The 21,041-nt window shown below is 40.9% G+C and carries 19 protein-coding genes; 11 read left to right on the top strand and 8 right to left on the bottom strand.

What is annotated here, in order from left to right; all coding sequences use genetic code 11:
* Positions 1-285 precede the first annotated feature (285 nt).
* Positions 286-1,506, top strand: a complete 1,221-nt coding sequence (gene glgC / locus L7A31_RS03190) for a glucose-1-phosphate adenylyltransferase (RefSeq protein ID WP_237360056.1) — start codon at positions 286-288, stop codon at positions 1,504-1,506.
* Positions 1,507-1,595: 89 nt separating this feature from the next.
* Here glgC and L7A31_RS03185 read toward each other — a convergent pair whose 3' ends face one another.
* Complete coding sequence (locus L7A31_RS03185) at positions 1,596-2,477, bottom strand: AraC family transcriptional regulator (protein ID WP_237360055.1); 882 nt, start codon at positions 2,475-2,477, stop codon at positions 1,596-1,598.
* A 145-nt stretch (positions 2,478-2,622) separates the two neighbouring features.
* Between L7A31_RS03185 and L7A31_RS03180 the strand changes: the two genes are divergently transcribed.
* From L7A31_RS03180 to L7A31_RS03170, 3 genes are all read left to right on the top strand, one after another.
* Positions 2,623-3,771 (top strand): iron-containing alcohol dehydrogenase, encoded by a 1,149-nt coding sequence (locus L7A31_RS03180; RefSeq protein ID WP_237360054.1) that lies wholly within the window; start codon positions 2,623-2,625, stop codon positions 3,769-3,771.
* Between the two features lie 174 nt (positions 3,772-3,945).
* Complete coding sequence (locus L7A31_RS03175) at positions 3,946-4,569, top strand: lysoplasmalogenase family protein (RefSeq protein WP_237360053.1); 624 nt, start codon at positions 3,946-3,948, stop codon at positions 4,567-4,569.
* Between the two features lie 58 nt (positions 4,570-4,627).
* A complete protein-coding gene (locus L7A31_RS03170; RefSeq protein ID WP_237360052.1) occupies positions 4,628-5,083 on the top strand; it encodes a methylglyoxal synthase in 456 nt (151 codons plus the stop codon).
* Between the two features lie 67 nt (positions 5,084-5,150).
* Here the strand turns inward: L7A31_RS03170 and helD are convergent, their stop codons facing one another.
* Complete coding sequence (gene helD, locus L7A31_RS03165) at positions 5,151-7,220, bottom strand: DNA helicase IV (protein WP_237360051.1); 2,070 nt, start codon at positions 7,218-7,220, stop codon at positions 5,151-5,153.
* Positions 7,221-7,489: 269 nt separating this feature from the next.
* Between helD and yccS the strand changes: the two genes are divergently transcribed.
* The 5 genes from yccS (at position 7,490) to L7A31_RS03140 (ending at position 13,039) form a co-directional block, all read left to right on the top strand.
* The gene (yccS, locus tag L7A31_RS03160) at positions 7,490-9,667 is read left to right on the top strand and encodes a YccS family putative transporter (protein WP_237360050.1); all 2,178 of its coding nucleotides are present in this window, start codon (positions 7,490-7,492) and stop codon (positions 9,665-9,667) included.
* A gap of 212 nt (positions 9,668-9,879) precedes the next feature.
* Positions 9,880-10,056: a hypothetical protein gene (locus tag L7A31_RS03155; RefSeq protein WP_237360049.1), complete on the top strand. Its 177-nt coding sequence runs from the start codon at positions 9,880-9,882 to the stop codon at positions 10,054-10,056.
* A 61-nt stretch (positions 10,057-10,117) separates the two neighbouring features.
* A complete protein-coding gene (locus tag L7A31_RS03150; protein ID WP_237360048.1) occupies positions 10,118-10,441 on the top strand; it encodes a hypothetical protein in 324 nt (107 codons plus the stop codon).
* Positions 10,442-10,711: 270 nt separating this feature from the next.
* Complete coding sequence (gene glpD / locus L7A31_RS03145) at positions 10,712-12,265, top strand: glycerol-3-phosphate dehydrogenase (RefSeq protein ID WP_237360047.1); 1,554 nt, start codon at positions 10,712-10,714, stop codon at positions 12,263-12,265.
* 114 nt (positions 12,266-12,379) lie between these two features.
* A complete protein-coding gene (locus tag L7A31_RS03140; RefSeq protein ID WP_237360046.1) occupies positions 12,380-13,039 on the top strand; it encodes a PilZ domain-containing protein in 660 nt (219 codons plus the stop codon).
* On the opposite strand, the gene luxQ is transcribed toward L7A31_RS03140, so the two are convergent.
* The 5 genes from luxQ to L7A31_RS03115 all read right to left on the bottom strand — a co-directional run bounded on the left by luxQ (position 13,032) and on the right by L7A31_RS03115 (position 18,478).
* Positions 13,032-15,605, bottom strand: coding sequence for a quorum-sensing autoinducer 2 sensor kinase/phosphatase LuxQ (gene luxQ / locus L7A31_RS03135; protein ID WP_237360045.1), 2,574 nt, complete (start codon positions 15,603-15,605; stop codon positions 13,032-13,034). The two genes, L7A31_RS03140 and luxQ, sit on opposite strands and share 8 nt — an antisense overlap.
* A 301-nt stretch (positions 15,606-15,906) precedes the next feature.
* Complete coding sequence (locus L7A31_RS03130; RefSeq protein ID WP_237360044.1) at positions 15,907-17,022, bottom strand: conjugal transfer protein TraF; 1,116 nt, start codon at positions 17,020-17,022, stop codon at positions 15,907-15,909.
* Between the two features lie 255 nt (positions 17,023-17,277).
* Positions 17,278-17,550 (bottom strand): GIY-YIG nuclease family protein, encoded by a 273-nt coding sequence (locus L7A31_RS03125; RefSeq protein WP_237360043.1) that lies wholly within the window; start codon positions 17,548-17,550, stop codon positions 17,278-17,280.
* Positions 17,551-17,567: 17 nt separating this feature from the next.
* Entirely contained in the window at positions 17,568-18,224 is a 657-nt protein-coding gene (locus L7A31_RS03120) for a YceH family protein (protein WP_237360042.1), read from the bottom strand.
* 56 nt (positions 18,225-18,280) lie between these two features.
* Positions 18,281-18,478 carry a hypothetical protein gene (locus L7A31_RS03115; protein ID WP_237360041.1) on the bottom strand — a complete coding sequence of 66 codons (198 nt, stop codon included), beginning with the start codon at positions 18,476-18,478 and terminating at the stop codon, positions 18,281-18,283.
* A 192-nt stretch (positions 18,479-18,670) separates the two neighbouring features.
* Here L7A31_RS03115 and L7A31_RS03110 point away from each other — a divergent pair, with 192 nt between their 5' ends.
* Together L7A31_RS03110 and L7A31_RS03105 are read left to right on the top strand one after the other, a co-directional pair.
* A complete protein-coding gene (locus tag L7A31_RS03110; RefSeq protein ID WP_237360040.1) occupies positions 18,671-18,988 on the top strand; it encodes a DUF496 family protein in 318 nt (105 codons plus the stop codon).
* Positions 18,989-19,257: 269 nt separating this feature from the next.
* A complete protein-coding gene (locus tag L7A31_RS03105) occupies positions 19,258-19,485 on the top strand; it encodes a YgjV family protein (RefSeq protein WP_237360039.1) in 228 nt (75 codons plus the stop codon).
* 10 nt (positions 19,486-19,495) lie between these two features.
* On the opposite strand, the gene glpK is transcribed toward L7A31_RS03105, so the two are convergent.
* Positions 19,496-21,022, bottom strand: coding sequence for a glycerol kinase GlpK (gene glpK / locus L7A31_RS03100; RefSeq protein WP_237360038.1), 1,527 nt, complete (start codon positions 21,020-21,022; stop codon positions 19,496-19,498).
* Between the last annotated feature and the right edge of the window lie 19 nt (positions 21,023-21,041).

The following is a 21,041-nucleotide window of genomic DNA, read 5'->3' as shown; positions in this document are numbered from 1 at the left end:
CAAACCTACACTTTATTCGTCAAATTTCGACTTTCGTCGCCTAACAAAACCCTCCAATTATGACTAAGCTACTTCTAGCTTGATCAATCAAAACAGCCGTTTTATTAATTCTATGCTTTGCTTGCTACATTTTGGTGCTTCGAAAGCAACTATGCACCAATTTGATCAAAGCTAAAGTTTTATCCATTTGATTTATAAGCAATATTTGGATTGGTTTTTGTGGCGCAATTCTTGATGTAAACATATGAACCACTTCTTAATTACACGATTTGAGGGAGTATACGAATGCATGACACACTAACTATCGTTTTGGCTGGCGGTGTAGGTTCAAGGCTTAGTCCACTCACTGACGATAGAGCTAAACCGTCGGTTCCATTTGGTGGAAAATATAGAATCATAGATTTCACACTCACCAACTGCCTTCATTCAGGTCTACGACGAATCCTTGTTCTAACCCAGTACAAATCTCACTCTCTCCACAAACATATCCGCAATGGTTGGTCGGTTTTCAACCCAGAACTTGGCGAATACGTCACTGCTGTACCACCTCAAATGCGAAGAGGTGGCAATTGGTATCAAGGAACAGCGGATGCGATTTATCAAAACATGTGGCTACTATCTAGAAGTGACGCGAAGCATGTAATTGTACTATCTGGCGATCATATATATCGCATGGATTATGCGGCAATGCTTGAACAGCATAAGAGGACTGACGCTTCTCTTACGGTTGCCTGTATGGATGTTGCAAAAGCAGACGCCAATCAATTTGGCATCATGGCGATGGATAGTACTGGAATGGTTGACGCTTTTGTCGAAAAGCCAATTGAACCGCCGACAATGCCTAATCAACCCAACCGCTGTTTAGCGTCGATGGGTATCTATATTTTCAAAATGGAAGCACTGATAGAGGCACTATCGAAAGACGCTGATTGTTGCGCTTCAGAACACGACTTTGGTAAAGACATTATTCCCAAGCTTATCGATGACAGAAGTGTTTATGCGTATAGTTTTTGTAGCGATATAGGTCGAGTAGCCAAAGATTGTTATTGGAGAGATGTAGGTACTATCGACTCATACTACCAAGCGAATATGGATCTTTTGGAGCCAGTTCCACCCATGAACTTGTATCAATCAAATTGGCCAATAAGAACTTATGAACCCCAGTATCCACCAGCTAGAACCGTGTCTTCTCCAACGGGAAACGAAGGGATTTTTATCAACTCAATAATATCTAATGGTGTAGTCAACTCTGGCGGCTCGGTTCAAAGCTCAGTCGTGTCACCCAATGTGAGGATTTGCGACAAAGCGACGGTATCTAACAGTATCATTTTCGACGACGTTCACGTCGGTGAAGGATGCGAACTGAATAATTGCATTGTCGACAAGCATGTGACAATCCCGCCGAATACACAAATTGGTATAAACCCTAATGACGACGCAAAACGATTCCATATTTCACCTAAAGGAGTTGTTGTCGTGCCTGAAGGCTACCAATTTGAATCTTAAACTCTTAGGGTTTATTAAATTTAGAAAAGGATAATGGAGTTTGTACTCCATTATCCTTGGATGAATAGTTGCTTAGTTCTCTAGCTCAGTTATCTTGACGCTGCTGGCGTTTGCTCAAAATGTCTTTTGTATTCTCTACTAAATTGCGAAGCACTGTTATACCCAACTAGACGTGCGGCATCGCCAACTCTTTTACCTTCAAGTTGTATCAGTTCTTTTGCTTTGTTGAGGCGCACTTTTTTAATATATTGCAATGGTGACTCTAATGTAACGCTTCTAAAAGCTTGATGAAAAGCCGAAATACTCATATTGGCCTCATTTGCCAATTCTTGTACTGTAAGTAAGCCATGATAGTTTTCATGCACTATATTCAGTGCTTTAGCTATTCGGGCATATTGACTTTCCATGCCTGCCAAACTAAATAAAACATGACCTTTTTCACTAGTGAGAACTCTATAAATTAGCTCTTCATAAATGAGTGGACCCAGTATTTTAGCTTCGGTGCCATCACACAAAGCTGTCATTAACCGAAGGCAAGTGTTTAACATCATGTCATCCATTGGCACAGAATCTAAACACGTCGAGTCTTTTTTCGTCTCCATCGGAAGGTCCGAGTTATCTTGAACAAGCGTATTCACCATCCGCTGTAAGGTGGATTGATCTATTGAAATAGAAACGCCCAAGATTGGCTTATCCTTTTGAGCAAATGCTTCACATTCTAACGGAAGAGGTACACCTACAACTAAATAGTCATTAGGACCATAAGACACACGGCTGTCACCAATATGGATATCTTTATTGCCCTGCCCTAATACAAGCACGCCAGATTGATAGGTAAAAGGTTGTCTTGGATTACCTTGACTACTACGAAAAAAGCACACATGAGGAATCGCTGTTTTACAAACACCCTCTAGGCTATGTAATCCTTGTTGATCCACATACTTCTGCATAATGTAACCAAGGCTAGACATAATAATCTCCAATATCGAAACTGCACTTTGTAGAAATAGGCAAAATTATTCGACTAATTCATCTTTTTAAAAGCCAATAACAGGACTAATATGCATATTACTAGCTGTTGTCATAGTCATCAACAACAATTCAAAAGGTAGCAAAATGCAATTTTCATATTCAAACCCAACTACTATTCACTTTGGCCAAGGCCAAATTGCAACAATCGCAGACTCTATAGAGAAAGATAACAAGGTCCTGTTTATATATGGCGGTGGCTCTATTAAAAAAAATGGCGTGTACGACCAAGTAGTCTCGGCACTAGAAGGTTACGAGTGGTTTGAATTCTCGGGTGTAGAACCAAACCCAACCAAGGAAACGCTAGACAAAGCAGTCAAAATTGCCAAAGAAAATAAAGTCGATTTTATTCTAGCTGTCGGCGGTGGTTCGGTCATTGATGGCTCAAAATATGTTGCTGCTGCAAGTCTATATGAAGGTGAAGGTTGGGACATTTTGACTGGCGATTACATTCCAACGAATGCTTTACCTATAGGTGCAATATTAACGCTTCCTGCAACCGGTTCGGAATCTAATAAAGGTGCAGTTATCACTAAAGCTGAAACACAAGACAAACTGGCATTTATGTCGCCATATGTACAACCAACATTTGCTGTTTTAGACCCTGATACAATGAAAACTTTACCAGAAAGGCAACTTTTGAACGGTATAGTCGATGCGTGGGTTCACGTATGTGAGCAATACATTACCTCTCCTGCTGGCGCATTTGTTCAAGATGGTTATGCCGAAGCTCTACTTAAAAGCCTAAAGAACTTAGGTGACAACTACGCAAACCGTGACGACGATCAGTGGCGTGCAAACCTAATGTGGACAGCAAACCAAGCTCTTAACGGCCTTATCGGTGCTGGTGTTCAGCAAGACTGGGCAACACACATGATTGGCCATGAGCTAACCGCGTTATACGGTGTTGACCATGCTCGTTCACTCGCTATTATTCAACCATCGTTACTTCGAAACCAAATTGAGCACAAACGTGGCAAGCTTGAACAATTAGGCAGCAGCGTATTTGGCTTAACTCAGACAAATGACCTTGCAGAGAAAACAATAGATGCTATCGAAGCATTCTATCGCTCATTAGATGTCCCTACGCAACTTAGCGACTACGGAACGGATAAAGAAACAGCAATCGACACTATCATCGGCCAACTAGAGCAGCATAAGATGGTCGCCTTGGGTGAGAATCAATCAATCACGCTAGATGAAAGCCGTAAAATTCTCGAACATGCGATCTCGTAACCATTATTGAATATCCAATTAAAGGTTTATATCGTAATTACGACAAGTCTAGGTAAAATCAACCAAGCAGCGCCACATGCGCTGCTTCTTTTTTAAGCTGTTTATACTGTTTCTTGCATGGTTTAATATAAACGCAGTCAGTATGATTAAATTAGGAGAGCCTAGGAATATGATATGTGGTTAATTGTTTCGGCTTTATTTTTAGTACACGTAATATTCAACAATCAACTACCGAGATGGTTATACTTTGCAAGTCGATACTTACCAACAGTATTAATTGTTGGCTACTTATTAACATTCAGCTCCGGCTACCCTCAATACGTGTACATGATATCTTTGGGCTTGCTGCTTACATCATTAAGTGACTTTAGTAGTATGCAACCCACTAGCAAAAAAATACTGACAGACTCTGTGCTAGTGATATCTCACCTGGTGTGCTTTTTTGCATTTTTTCTTATGTTGCACAACGAGCCAACAGCATGGCTTTCAATTGTCATTATTTGCACAGCAGTAATAATTTACCTGCTTATCTTACCTAGCCTCGCCAATTATAAAGTATTCTTTGCTATCTACTTTGCTGTGATTTCCATGCTTATTTGGTCATCAGCAGAATATTGGCTAGATACTAGAAGCCTCCCCGCTATGTATGCATTGGTTAGTAGTATCTCCTTAATTCTTTACGGCACTTTTTTTAACATTACCAAGTTTAAACCGTCTTGGTGGCTTAGTAGCCAAACAATGACTATAACTTTCTTTGCCTTTCAGGCTTTGCTGGCTTTATCAGTTCAAACGTTATAGGGTCTTATACAAATTTTCTCGTATTTAAATTAACTTGCAGACTGAATAAGGTTCTTTAATGCAAAAGACAACTCGTAAAATGGCTCAGCATAAGCAGATTGCTCTTGTTGCGCATGACAACTGTAAGCCGGACTTACTGCGCTGGGTAGTAGAACACAAAGATAAGTTACAGGGTCACAACCTATTTGCGACTGGCACCACGGGTCATATGCTCAGCAAAGAGACTGGCTTAGAGATTACTAGCCTCATTAGTGGTCCAATGGGTGGCGACCAACAACTTGGCGCATTGATTTCTGAAGGCAAAATAGATTTACTCATCTTTTTCTGGGATCCACTCAATGCTGTACCACACGACCCAGATGTAAAAGCATTACTTAGAATTGCTAGTGTTTGGAACATTCCTGTTGCAACAAACCGCGCAAGCGCAAACTTCCTGATTGAATCACCAATGCTCGATAAAGAAGTCGATATTGAAATACCTGACTATAACGCATACTTAAGTGCTCGAACCTAGTCAACATTAAGTGCGTCCATAAAACCAATACCCAAGGCTCTGATTAACCTTGGGTATTAAAGTGACATTACTTTTGCTTTATCACTGGGTAGTTGTCTTCGATGAGTTCTTTTACAAAACTGGAACCACCACCAGAATACGTTATCCAGACCTTTTCTTTCGCTCTAGTTAGAGCTACGTAAAACAGCCTTCTTTCTTCTGAGTAGGCAAATGTATCCCCGGAGTCAGACAACGCGCTATCCAAGTGCAACGCTTTAACTTTTGCAGGAAACTGCCCTTCATCTACTGACAAGATGACGACAACATCGGCTTCTTTTCCTTTGCTGGCATGGCATGTCATGAACGCAATATCCAGATTAGCAAACTGCTTCTGCCAATCTGTGAACAATTCAGGTTTGTGATAATGGTTTCTACCTAATAACAGCACTGTTTTAGCTTGTTTCGCCTGTTTACTGATTTGCTCTAGCGCTTTTTCTACATTGGCACTAGGTGCAAGATACACTGACTTTTGTTTCTGTTGCTTAAAACTAATCAGTGGCTTAGGTATTTGGTTTGCATTCTGTTGAACAAAAGTATTCGCTACTTCTCCTATCTTACTGTTGAAGCGATAGGTTGTATCAAGGTAATGAGTGGTTGAGTGTGGGAAGCGCCGATCAAATTCAGTGGTTAACGTGACATTACCTCCAGCAAATTGATAGATCGACTGCCAATCATCTCCAACCGCAAATAGAGAACACTCATGAGTCTTTTTGGCTTGATTGCAAATGGCCTCTATTAAATTTAGACGTTGAGGAGAGATATCTTGGTACTCATCGATCATGATGTACTTCCAAGACGCACCATGTTTACCTTTTTTCACTAGCTCTGTAGCTTTAGTGATCATCATATGAAAATCGATATGACCATTATCTTTAAGCTGTTGTTTCCATGCTTGATAACATGGCCAAACCAAAGAGAGTTCGCTATTTAGTCTAGTGTAATCTGGGTGAGAAACTAACTGTTCTTGAATATGTTTTTTTGTCGTCGAAACTGTTGCTAGTTGATTAAGTTGTGTATCCAGCCAACTGATCAATTTTTCGTTTTCGACGTGACTTGCGAGCTCCTCATCACCGGCAATGTAAGCAATAGGCCATTTAGCGAGATGTTTTTGCCAACGTTTGAAATTCGTTGGTGTCATCCAGTGTTTTTTCAGCCAATCTACGCACCATGCATGCCTTAACTTTTCATCAGTTGCCATGGGTGAAATGGTTGTTTGGCCTTCATTGACATGATTTAGAATCGAAAGGCCCAGTTGGTGGAAAGTATTTACTGTGACGCTTTCAGCGCCTAAACCAACCTTTTCGTCTAGCCGTTGTCGCATCTCATTGGATGCTTCTCGCCCATAGGCAACAATCAAAATCTCATCAGCCTTTGCTAAGTGGCTTTGCAACAGATATGCGACTCTTGCACTCAGTACACTCGTTTTACCAGAGCCTGCTCCAGCTAATATTAGGTTGTTGTCATCATTGAGCAATACTGCTTGTTGCTGACTTAAATTCAGCGGCGAGGATTCAAGCTGAGAAAATAATACTTCCCAATTTTTTCTTTCCTCTTCCATCCATGCCTGGTTACGTGCTTTAAGTACATTTTTAGTATCGTTCACCCAAGGTAAGATAGCACCAACTCGTTCAGGCATTCGTTGTTCTGCATCCGACAGCGTAAAACCCATTCCCTCAATATCGGATTCTATTTTGTTTACCCAAGCTGCTATTTTCGAATGACTCAAAAATGAAGGCAAGCGAGAAAGCCTAACCAATTCTGTTTCCCACTCAGGTAAGTAATGATTTAGCTGTTCAACCTGATGTTTTTGCCATTTGTCGTAGCAATCCACAGCATGTACCGCAAACTCACGACAGTCTTCTTTAGATAAGCAACGAACTACCCATATTGATTGGGCGTTTCCTTCAACGTGAGAGAAAAACTGCAGATCGGACCAAATAATGCCCTTCTTTACCACAACTTTTCCATTCCATTCATTAAAAAGAATGGTTTCACCCTTTAAGTTAGAACTTAACACAAGAGCATTTTCTTCCAATCGAACATTGTGGTACTCATTTTGAACAAGAAACCGCGCTGATTTTCCTGCGCTTACTTCCATAACTTTGCGTTCCTAGAGGTCGTTAAACTTCTTACATGATATACCCAAACATAGATGAGATGCGAGTTTCCAACCCTGCTAGATATTATCTATAAGTCATTGAAATAAAATTCCAACAGAAACAAAAAACATTGCTCACACCCCATTGACATTTATCAATTAAATAGAAAAATGCGTTGAGTTAACTCTATCAATAAGATTAAAATTTATTAGAATTTAACAGTAAATATTCGCAATTTATTGCACATCTGAACTATTTGAGTGTAAACGTGTATTCTATAAACCAATTTCGTCAACACTGGGCCAATAAAACAGTTAACTATAGTCTTTTGGTTTTTATAACCTTAATGACTCTCGTTGTAGCCAGTCAACTACTTGGTTTCGCTCACTACGATGTACCGTTAATCTTAGGAGTGATAGCCGCTGCCCTGGCTATAGACGATGACAGTTTTCTTGGTCGCCTCAAGTCTTACGCTCTTACATTGACATGCTTTGCAATTGCAGCATTTTCCATTCAAATCTTATATCCATACCCTGTATTGTTCGCATTAGGGTTAGCCATCTCAACATTTGGCTTCGTCATGCTCGGCGCGATTGGGCCTCATTATCGCACCTTATCATTCGGCTCATTGTTACTCGCGATATATGCCATGTTAGGAGCGGGAAGTTATACCTCACCTTGGCTACAACCTATTCTGTTGCTTTCAGGTGCATCTTGGTTTTTTGTAATTTCGTTAATCTGGCACTTGATTGCACCAATGCATCCAGTAAGACAAAACCTATCAGACATATTTATTACACTATCGAACTATATAAACTGTAAGTCACAACGCTTCCAACTAGACAAAACTTCAGCTAACTCTGATTTGCACATTCTTGAGTCACGGCTAAATACCGCGACCGTCTCATCATTAAACCAATGTAAGTCTATTCTATTGAGCCATTCTAAAGATGGATTTAAAAGTTCTAAATCCGAACGGTATCTCAACATCTACTTTCTAGCTCAGGATATTCACGAACGCATCCGTTCAAGCCATATTAAATATGAACAGCTTACGACACACTTTAAGCGTTCAGACATCATGTTTAGGTTTAAGTACGTACTCGAGCGACAAGCGCTAGCTTGCAAAAATATTGGCCACGCAATCGCTGTTGGTAAAGAGTACAGCCATGATGCAAGCTCTGAGGCGACATTAAATGAGCTACAGCAATCACTCCAATATATTCAAGAATCGAAACAACATCCGATAGAGGTTGTTGATCAGCTGGCTTTTCTTTACAAAAATCTCGCCACCGTTGAGCGGCAGCTTAACAGCGTGAACACCCCTGACTCGCACAAGTTAGAAGAAAATACACTTTACGACACTGAAGCCCGATCACTTAAAGTAATGTGGAAACGTATTAAATCGAGCATGAGCAAGCAGTCTCCCCTTTTTCGTCATGCAATTCGTCTCTCTGCAGCATTGGTAACTGGCTATTCCATTTTACAAATATTTCATATCCAACACGGCTATTGGATAGTTTTAACATCACTGTTCGTCTGTCAGCCAAGTTACAGTGCAACAAAACAAAAGCTAATGACTCGCTCAATTGGCACTATTACTGGTTTGATCGTCGGAACTCCACTACTCGCGCTATTTCCTTCTCCAGCCAGCCAAATGACCATCATTGTTATATCGGCAGTATTATTTTTCGCTTTTAGGATAAATAACTATGGATTCGCAACAGCTTTCATCACTGTATTAGTACTGTTCTGTTTTGCGCAAGTCGGTGAGGGTTACGAAGTAATATTGCCACGTTTGCTAAATACGATTTTAGGCTGTGGCATCGCAGTAATAGCTGTCACTTACCTATTGCCGGATTGGCAATCTAAGCGTCTTAATAAACTTATGGCCGAGGCCATTGATGCCAACTCAATCTATTTGGACAACATAGTGGCCCAATATCGGGTTGGAAAAAAAGATAACCTTGCTTATCGCATAACACGAAGAAATGCACACGACAAAGATGCTGCGCTTGATACTGCGATTTGCAACATGTTATCTGAGCCAAGCAAACACCGCATTTCAGTCAATGACAGTTTTAAGTTTCTAACTTTGAACCATGCACTGCTCGGTTATATTTCAGCTTTAGGAGCACATCGACAACGTGTTAATGACGATAAAGTTCATAAGGTAATGCTTGATGCTCATCAGCTGTTACGGGGTCAACTACAAGAACTGAGCAATAAATTGAACCCAAAAGAGGTAACCAGAGTAGCTCCAAGGCCCATTCAGGAACAAAATGTCCAAAATACACTTTCTGAATGGCCTGATAGTAAAGACATTACCGTGAAACTGATCATTCAGCAGCTACATCTTATTAATCAAATTGTTCCTGAGTTACTTGCTCTTGCAGACAACCTTAACACTCCTCCTGCTAAAAAGCTTAAAGCAACTATCACATAGCTATGCGAAATTTATCTGCAATCAACAAACTATGACTGTTATGAAAGCAATTTGATAACAAGTTTCACACGGTATTTTGACAATTTTCGGACAACTAGCATTTGGACATTTTTTATGCTTTTTATGTAAGTAGTACGAGGGTGAGTTGATGAACGGAAACGTCTCTTACTTTCAAGATATTGCAAATAGCATTTATTTTGAGGAAAGATATCATGACCCCAAAGCAATTCGAATTGTTTAAAGCCCAGCTGAGCCGACTGACACCACAACAGCTACAGACTCTTCAAGGCGAAATACGCCAAAACAATAAAACTCGTAACCAAAAACAATCGCCTTCTGTTCTACTTACAGAAGAAGAAGTGAATGCTATTTCTAGCTTGTTTGCGTAGGTAGCACAACTTGCTAGATTTGCAAATACGTCTTAAGCTTTAATTAGTAAGGAGACGGGTTATGTCGGTTTCTGTTAGTGACTCTGGATATCAGATAATCAATCAGTCAAGTAAAATGGCTGAGGAAGCCGCTCGAGAAATAAAGGACAAAACTCTCCCTACAGACCACGCTTCTCCTAGCGATGTAAACAAAACAACACCACTTGAGTTTAATAAAGTTGAGTTTGATAAAGCCAAACCAGAAAAGACTGTAGATGGATACCCTGCCTCTCATACAGATGCTCTCGTCAAACTAAATCAATCCACTCGTTATCACCAAATTGGCACGAACGTTTTGCAACGTGACCAAGATATGATCGGTACGTTGCTCGATATACACGTTTAAATCACTACCTTCCCCCTGCGTTACCTAGATAGACTCCTTATCTTCAATATCCCCTTTTAAAATCCCGCCCCACCCAATAACCTTTATATATTCAAATACTTAAGGAACATACAGGCGTTTGTCGCGTGTATTTTATGCTTCAGGCAACACTCCAAAGTTGTGTAAGAATTTGAATCTGCTCAAATAATAAATATTTAACATTTTCCTAATTGACTAATTCATGGTTATATACGAACATTAAAAGCGCGAACGAACATTAAGGACTTAAAAATGACCATGAGTGTTGTCAAAAACGAAACTAACAATGAAAATGAAACTCTAGACATCATTGTGGTAGGTGGCGGTATCAATGGCGCTGGTATTGCGGCAGATGCAGCAGGAAGAGGTTTAAAAGTTGGCCTATACGATGCGAAAGATTTTGCTAGTGCCACTTCCTCTGCAAGCTCAAAGCTTATTCACGGCGGTTTACGCTATTTAGAACATTATGAATTTCGATTAGTTAGCGAAGCTCTTGCCGAACGTGAAGTAATACTAAAGAAAGCACCACATATTGCTTTCCCTATGCGTTTCAGACTTCCTCACAGACCTTTCCTACGCCCAGCGTGGATGATTCGTGCCGGACTATTTTTATACGATAACTTAGGCAAGCGTACATCACTACCTTCGAGTAAAAAGATCAAGCTTGATGCTGGTAACGTAACGAAAAACGAAATGAAAGTTGGCTTTGAATATTCTGACTGCTGGGTTGATGACGCGCGGTTGGTTATTCTTAACGCTCAACAAGCGAAAGAATATGGTGCAGAAGTTAAAAACTACTGTTCAGTAATAAAAGCGGTTCGCACCAATGAAATGTGGACTGTTACTATGAAAAATCACGTGACAGGCACAACGTTCACTCGCCAGTGTCGTGCATTAGTAAATGCAACTGGTCCTTGGGTAAAAGAGTTTATCGATGAGAACATCGATATTAAGTCACCATATGGCATCCGTCTAATTAAAGGCTCTCACATCATCGTTCCTAAAATTCATGGTGAAAAACAGTCTTATATCCTTCAAAATGAAGACAAACGAATTGTATTCGTTATCCCATATTTAGATAAGTTTTCTTTGATTGGTACAACTGATGTGGAATATAAAGGCGATCCAAGAAAAGTTGAGATTTCGAACGAAGAGTGCCAGTACTTAGTTGATGTTGCCAATAAACATTTCGTTAAGCAGATTTCAACTAAAGACATTGTAAGCACGTTCAGTGGCGTTCGTCCTTTATGTGATGATGAATCAGACTCACCACAAGCAATTACTCGTGACTATACTCTGTCACTTGATAGCAACCAAAACAAAGCTCCGCTCCTATCCATTTTTGGCGGGAAGTTAACTACGTATAGAAAGCTTGGTGAATCAGCAATGAAACATTTGCAGCCGTTTTTCCCTTCTATGGGTAAATCTTGGACTACAGACTCGTTGTTACCAGGTGCTGAATCATTTAACAAAGAGTCGCTGGTACGAGAGCTAAGTGAGAAATACCCATTCATCTCTAAAGAAATGATCAATCGTTGGACTAATACTTACGGTAGCCGAGTAAATAGACTTCTTAAAAACGTTTCCACGTTAGAAGACTTAGGTACAAAATTTTCTAAATACTTGTACCAAATCGAGATCGATTATTTGTTTGAAAGCGAATTTGCTCATACCGCTGAGGATATAATAAAGAGACGCACCAAACTTCATTTGCTTCTAACGGAACAAGAGTGCAGTGAAGTCGAACGCTACGTTGCGAGTGCTCACCATGATGAAAACTATGTTGAAACTAAAATCACCGCTTGATCGTTTCGTTTATAAGACTAAACGAACAGTTTGATTTATCAGTGAAGAAATAAATCGCCACACACGCTATATTATTGATAGATTAATAGTTAGTAATATAGGTGTGTGATTTAAGTGAGCAGTACGTCGTCAGAACTCTTCCTTCTACTTAAACCTGGTATGAAACTGTCTATTGTTCTCGAATTCGGGCCCAAAGACAGTTTCAATTTCACTTCCCAGTATATTGGGGGCAAAGCCGATGTGTACCTAATTGTCGACTTCCCTACTAAAGCCAAAGAGCAGCTGATTATGCGTAAAGTGAATAACACGCGTATCGTTGTAAGAGGAGTTAGCGACACAAAAGATGGCGACATCGTCGCTTTTAAAAGCACTACTTTAGCACTTATCAATAGCCCTACTGGATTACTTTTTCTTCGAGCTCCTCAACATTTTGTTCGCAAGCCAATTCGAGAACATGAACGTTACAAATTAAACTTAGCTGCCACTGCTTCAGCTGAAGAACAAAGTTACAAAGCTACCCTGACAGATCTGTCGGTTTCAGGTTGTGCGCTTCTAATTAAAGAACAGAGCCAATTAGCTAACAATCTCAGTTTAACCATAAGTTCTGATTTAGATGAATTTGTAGAGGGAAACTTGAAAGGACAAATCATTTCTATTTCGAAGACAAAACTCGGAACAAAAGTCGGCGTTAAATTTGGTGATGAGATAACTCTCAATGAAGGGTTACGCTCAAAGCTGCTCGAAGAAACGTTTAAAGCAAGCTCTTTCAATTAGCAGGAAAGTCATGATTTTTATAGTGAATAAACGCATCATTCAACGCTTGCTCTTTGATCGGTTTAACAATCACATAATTTGCACCAGCAGATAAAAAGGCGTCTTGGGTATCCTGCATCCCGTCCGCTGTACAAGCATATATTGGCACGGTTAATTCTAATTGCTGACGTATAGTTCGAGTCGTCTCGACGCCTCCTAAGTTTGGCAACTGGTTGTCCATAAGTATCAGATCTATATCTGTGTTCTGCTCTAAGTATTCAATCGCACTCACACCATCTTTTACCCAATCTACCTCCATGCCATACTTTTTACAAAATGCCCGAGCAATAAAAGCATTGGTGTGATTGTCCTCAACGAGAAGAACATTTAGTGACCTATCAAAGAGCGTAGCAGGCTCGACTCTTAGTGAGGTTGGTTTATCGCTTACTTTTGGTTGACGCACTTCAACCGGTAATGAGACAGAAAAAGTAGAACCTTTTTCTAATTCACTGTGTACTTCTATTTTCCCATTGAGTAACTCAACCAAGCTGTTAACGATCGCTAGACCTAGTCCACTACCTCCGTACTCTCGTGTAGTCGTTGATTCGGCTTGAACAAACGGATCAAAAATACTCTCGAGCCGGGTTTGTTCAATGCCAATGCCAGTGTCTTCTACGTGGATACTCAATAACAACTCTTGCGCTATTTTCTCCACAATATCAATAGCAATCACTACTTGGCCCTCGTGGGTAAACTTTACAGCATTACTCGCCAAATTGAAGAGAATTTGATTTAGTCTAACTTGGTCACTGTAAACAACGCAGTCTTGATCAACGTTAGAAGAGACTCCAAGTGTGATTCCTTTCTCTTCGCACAGTGGTGTAAATATTTTATTTACGGCATTCACTAGCTCATGCAAACGAAACTCTGTTGCTTGGATATGAAACTGTCCTTGCTCTATTTTCGAGAAGTCTAAAACATCATCTAAAACAGCAAGTAGATGTTCGCCGCTACTACATAAAACTTCAACGTGTTCCAAATTTGATCGATCCTTTAACAGACCTTTTAATAATTGAGAAACGCCTAATATCCCGTTAAGCGGTGTGCGTAGCTCATGGCTCATTCTGGCCAAAAAGTCTGCTCTCATCTTGGCCGACTCTTCCGCCTCTTCTTTAGCTGCTTGACTCTGCTTTTCTGCTTCAATAAAGCTTGTAATATCTTGTGCCTGCGCAATAACGCTTTGAACCCTATCGTTGACAATAATTGGAGAGATATTCCATCGATAGGTTTTATTTCCTACGGGGACATTCACGCCAGTTAACGTTGCCCCTTGCGCTGACATTTGAATCTGAGGCAAGATGCTTTCGAGCAAAATCTTGCTCCCTTTCGCACTAATATCTTTAATATTGAAATGCTTCTGTGCGGATGGATTCATGTTTAATAGCTCCCCATCGCGCCCCCAAAGCATAATGGGAGACAAAGAGAAGTTAAACAAATCTTGAAACTGTCTTTCTTGTTCACTTAGGCGCTTAAACGTTAGTTCTAAACTTCGGCCAATCTGGTCGAACTCAGAAATGGAAGAACCCTCATAAGCTTTAACCCTTTTGCTTTCCGCCACTTCTGTCGTGTAGTTCATTAAAGCATTCAGATCGACAGAAACACGCTTACGAAGCCAAATCCTACTTAGAACTGCAACCAACAGTACCGCTAGTAAAACAATACCTAGCCACGTGTAGTGACTGCGCGCGAGCTGCGCAACTCGTTCATTATTTTGTACCGTGTAGACGGATAAGAATGTTTTTGTACCGTTTATTGTCAGATCAGTCTTTGCTATGACAAATGGGCTACGCTCATGTGTGTCGCGATAGTTTTCTAGCAGAGATTGACCAGAATATGCTCGGGAGCTATCTACCGTAGACGCGATGATTGTCGGGCCAGCGGCCAAAACTGCATCGTCAACATTACTACCATCTCTTAGTGCATTAGCGAGGATAAAATTGTTGTTCAGAACAATACCTATGTACAGCAAACCAATGGCTTCTCCTGTCCGTAAATCAATTACAGGAGTATGGCGCGCTAGAACATACTGAACGCCTAGCAAGCTATTCATTTTTATAAGTCGCCAACCACTTGTCGTTGACATATCTTGAGCTAATTCTGATAACTCAGTTGCTGTAATGCCGTAAAACCGGGCTTGTGTGTCATTCCATATCAACTTGTTTCGTCGCATTATAAAACGAAAGTCAGGCGCAAGCGCAGGGTCCATGTTATCAATGCCCTCAAAAAAACTATCGAGCTGACTTAAATGAGAATCAGAAATAGCGGAAACCAACACGTTGCTTCGGGTATAGCTATCCTGTTGGATTTCTAGTGAGGTTAGTTTGAAATTAAAAATCGATTGTAAAAGGCTGGATGTTTGGAGTGTAGAGCGGGCAACTTCGAGCGAAACAATTTGCTTGCTGACTTGATAGTTCTGAAACAGTAGCATTAACGTAAGTACAGACACGATAATAAATACTGAACGAGTAATTAACGTTGCAAGGTTTTTACGTTTTACCGCAATAGGCGGCTTTGATGTACCATCCATGACTTACCTAAGTACCTAAAAATACGTTTAGAATGCTCAATCGTATATACAACAACTTCTTCTAGGCGCTTACACTGAGCTTTACTACGCTCATTGAAACTTAAAACCTTAATCATTGGCATTATTTATATGGGCATGAGAGCTGTTAAACTTCTTAACACAGTCAATGCCATTTGCTTAGACAGTATCTCAATCAGTTACGATAGATAAAAGAGAAAGTTTTACTTTTATCAATAACAATAGACTAAGCGCACGTAAAACCCTACCATGCGCTTAAAAATCAGTCGATTATATTAACATTCTAGAAAGTAAACTCTAAGTTAGCCGATAGGCCATATTCATGTTTACCTGCATAGTTCCCAGCAATATCAATACTAACTAAGTCACCAGGACTCATCCCAACCCCAGCTGTTATAGAGTTGTCGATGGTATCTTCCAAATCGACTTGGTAGCCAGCTCTCAACTGGACCCAATCCCAAGCGTTGCCTTCGATACCAAAACGCCAGAATTTTGTATCGTCATTTACATCTGTAAATCTTGTTTGCTTCGTCAGGTCTAAATCTGAAGTAACGGTAATCAAACGCGTCGCGTAAGCTCCGGATACCGTAACTTGTGTATCAAGCTTATAAGTGCTGACGCCACTAACATCTTGGGTATCTATTTTCTTGGCAAACAGATCTTTCACAGCCACACCAGCTCGGAACTGCTCATGCATCCAAACTGCACCCAAGTCCATGTTAAAGGCATTCTTAGTCGTTTCCGTTTCATCGTAATCACTGATATCAAAATCATTGACGTTGATATTCTGCTTGTAGGTTCTTAAGCGTTGAATTTTAGGTGAAACACCAAATGAGAACTGCTCTCCAGCAACAACCATTTGCTTCGCAAAGGCTGTACCGAATTCCAAATAGCCAAATGCGACCAAATCAATAGTCGAATTTTGATATCTGGTTGTTGCGTCACCTGCACTAGAAATATCGGGAGTCCCTATGATTTCTGCATAACCACGTGTAAATACGTTCATAGAAACGAGCTCGTGTGGTATTGCAAAAGCCGCACTCACGCCTGCTGAAACATTCAGAGGCTTATTTCCCGCAAGTTGGTCCAAATAACTATCGATCGCCGTAGTATCATTAGCACTAATTGCGTCCTGTAGATCATCAATAAGCTCTATATTTTCATCTGGATCGCGCAATTCGGCACCCACTGCGGGTAACAATAGGCCAAAGTTATCTTTCTCACGATAAACAGCAACTAGTGCCGGGTTATAAAATGGGGCCATAATATAGTTTGCAGTCGTAACACCAGTATTACCCATACCATTACCACGACCATCTGCCACTGTTGTCGCTGCCTCAGCACCGAAAGAAGCGAGCCCAAGCGCTCCTATCGCCGACATTGTTTTTATGCTTTTCATTTCCCTATTCGCCTTTTGTATCCATTTCAATATAAATAATAATACATACACAAACATTCACCATTTCAATGTTAGATATGATAGTAGTGCTGTGGTTGTATGGGCGACAAATAGCTAAAGAGAGTCAACTATTAACGTACTGCTAGGATATAAATCCCCTATCTATGAATAAATTATATTGAGAACTAAATAACTAATATTGGGAAGGTGGAACAAGGATCTCATTTGAGCTTGTAAGTATTAAGAAGGGTGTATTTAAACAACGATTTGTTGGATTGAAGTTGGGTTTGAAACAAGTAACTCTTTATTAAGTTTAGATAACTTTTTGATAGCATATTCTAATTTTAGTGCCTGACTCCGATTGGAACCAACTTGATAGCTAAACTCTAACGTTAATGGGCCCTTACCTCGCAATGCTTTGGCACCCGTTCCATCCGAGTGTTGTTTAAAGCGACGCTCAATGTCAGTGGTAATGCCACAGTAAAGAGCACCACCACTAGTTCGGACTAAGTAAACGTACCAAAGCATTTCAGGCACAACAATAATTACAGTAGAGAGTTAACTGTACTACGTAGCTCGTCCAGCTCGCGCCTTAGCTCTGCGACTTCACTTTCTAACTGCGAGACTCTATCAGAATCAGCCTGCACGCTTGCATGGGCATTTGGTGACGTATCTATTTGAGACAAATCGACTTCACCGCTAAATAGGTGCTGATAGCGAGATTCTCTCTTTCCCGCTTCCCTTGGCAATTTAACAACGAGCGCCCCTTCTGCCCTGTTTGCCATTTGCTCGAGGACCGTTTCCACTTCTTTTACATCAGTGAAGCTTGCGAGACGGTTTGTGCGAGTCCTTAGCTCACCAGGGGTTTGTGCCCCTCGAAGTAGCAAACAGCAAACAATGCCTTTCTCTTGAGCGCTAAGCTGAAGATCGCCAAACTCCGTATTGCAGAAGCGGTGCAAAAACTTGCTTGTTCGACTATTGAAGCTGCTTTCATCACTTACTAAGTGTTTTGCTATTAAGCTATCCACTGCAGTTTGAACATCGACTTCGGAAAGTGACAATACTGGTTCGCGGTTGCTTTTTTGATTGCACGCTGCGGTTAGGCTATTTAGCGTCAAAGGATAATAGTCCGGCGTGGTGACTTCTTTTTCAATAAGGCAGCCGATGACTCTGGCTTCGTTCGCATTTAGTTCCACGTTCATGATCGTTCCTTTTTAAATACAGAGAGTTTTCGCTATTGTTGGCGAGGTAAAACTGGTTAGTGATCCAGAAAGATCGGACGATGAGAGACATTCCCATCCTCATCTAAAACAACAACTTTCGCTCTTGATAACTCGACTTCTGTATACTCGAGTTTATTCCTTTCGTTTATGTAAGCCTCTGCTACTTTAGAGTTTGGGGCTTGTTTGGGCTCACTCGCCTCACTTTTAGGTATCACAATCTGTGAAGCATTCATTCGTATCTATTCCACATCATTTCTGAGTATCCGCATAATATAGCGACTCGAGCACTGATTACAATTGTTCCGGCAAAGAACCGGTCATTATTACATCAAAGAACAATAACAATTGATCTAAAGACTGTTATATAGACTACCATTGTGATTTAATCGAGCTCAGTTACCGTTTTACTTAGGGGATAAACGAAAATGAGTAGTGTATTTGAAATCGTGAGCCAAGCACGACGTAAGAACAAACTGAAACGTGAGCTAATTGATAACGAAAAGAAAATTCGTGACAACCGCAAACGAGTTGACCTACTAGAAAACCTAATTGACTACATCAAGCCTGACATGAGCACAGATGAGATCTTCGCTATCATCAAAAACATGAAAGCTGACTACGAGGATCGCGTTGACGATCACATCATCAAAAGTGCCGAGATTTCAAAAGCACGCAGAGACATTAGCCGTCGTATCCGTGAGCTAACTGAAGAAGATAAGCAAACAACTAAAGCTAAAAAGTAATTTATTTCAAACGCTTTAAAACTCGAAGCCACCTACAATTAGGTGGCTTTTTAGTATTCTGACATATAATCGTTTGCGTAATCGCTAACGGTCAATATTCCATCATTTGCTTCTATTTAACCAATAAGCCTTAATGCTATTATTATTAATAACGCTGATGAATGGTTTCTAAGCGTTTAAAAAACAGTTCAATCAATGCGACTAGCTATTAGAAAGCACTTAGCATTGAAAGATGCCTAAGCAAACTCAATCTAGGTTACAAGTAAACTATGGAAACGATAGAAGTTATCGGCTATGCCGCTTCAATTATGGTCGCTATTTCACTGACTATGCGAGAGATAGTGAAATTGCGAGTACTAAATTTCATCGGCTGCGCCTTATTCGTTACATACGGTCTGGCAATAGATGCTTGGCCGGTCGTACTTACTAACAGCTTTATTGCTGTAGTTAACGTTTACTACCTAACCAAGCTCTATCAATCACGCCATAGTGAATAACTAAGCGAGATTATTGGTCTTCAGCATCGTCTTCGTGCATTGAAGCCCAAACTTGTGCACACTTAACAGCACGTTTCCAACCTTTATAACGACGCTGTCTTTTTTCTTCATCGTGGTGTGGAATGAAGGACTTCTCGATAGCGGACTTGTCCGCAAGTTCGTCAAGGTCATTCCAGAAGCCAACCGCTAAACCAGCTAGGTAAGCAGCGCCCAATGCGGTGACTTCTGTCACTTTTGGTCTATGTACTTTGGTATCCAATACATCAGACTGGAACTGCATCAAGAAATTGTTCGCAACCGCGCCGCCATCAACTCTAAGCGCTGCTAAAGGAGCACCAGAATCCGCCTGCATCGCATCCAGTACATCACGAGTCTGATAAGCAATACTTTCTAGAGTCGCACGGACTAGATGATTAGAACTCGTACCTCGCGTCAAACCGACAATCGTCCCCCTAGCATAAGGGTCCCAATACGGAGCTCCTAAGCCAGTAAATGCAGGTACTACATAGACACCATTCGAAGAGTCAACTTTCGTCGCGAAATATTCCGAATCTTTGGCATCTGCTACTAATTTAAGTTCATCACGCAGCCATTGAATCGAAGCTCCACCCATAAACACGGCACCTTCTAGTGCATAAACAGGTTCACCTTTAGGACCACATGCTAGAGTGGTCAACAAGCCGTGAGTCGATGTAACTTTGTCTTCGCCTGTATTCATTAGCAAGAAACAGCCTGTTCCGTATGTGTTTTTCGCTTGGCCAGCTTCAACACACATATGTCCATAAAGGGCTGCTTGTTGGTCTCCAGCGATACCCGCAATTGGGATACGAGTGCCACCTTTTCCGCCTAAGTTAGCTTGTCCATACACCTCTGAAGATTTACGCACATCTGGCATCATTGAAAGTGGAATATCAAACTCTTTAAGCAGTTTTTCATCCCATTGCTTTGTGTTGATGTTGAACAGCATAGTTCTCGAAGCGTTGGTATAGTCAGTTACATGAACGCGCCCTTGAGTCATTTTCCAAACTAACCAAGTATCAACAGTTCCGAATAATAACTTACCTTTGTTGGCGTCTTCGCGCGCACCTTCAACGTTATCAAGAATCCATTTAATCTTTGTGCCCGAGAAGTAAGGGTCTAGAACCAAACCGGTATTTTCTCGAATGTATTCTTCTAAACCACGTTCTTTTAGCTCATCACAGATTTCAGCAGTTCGGCGGCATTGCCATACTATCGCGTTGTAGACTGGCTCACCTGTTTCCTTATTCCATACAATGGTCGTTTCACGTTGGTTGGTAATACCAATACCAGCGATCTCGTCAGTACGAATACCTTTCTTTGTTAGAGCTTCTACGAGAGTCGAACTTTGAGTCGCGTAAATTTCCATCGGGTTGTGTTCAACCCAACCCGCTTGAGGGTAAATCTGTGTAAATTCACGCTGAGATACACTCACGATATTCGCATCGTGATCTAACACCACAGCTCGGGAGCTTGTGGTACCTTGGTCGAGCGCAACCATGTACTTCTTCTCAGTCATGTAATCCTTCCTTTCGTTA

The organism is Vibrio marisflavi CECT 7928 (assembly GCF_921294215.1).
Classification (GTDB): Bacteria; Pseudomonadota; Gammaproteobacteria; order Enterobacterales; family Vibrionaceae; genus Vibrio; species Vibrio marisflavi.
This window is presented reverse-complemented; position numbering and strand designations above follow the sequence as displayed.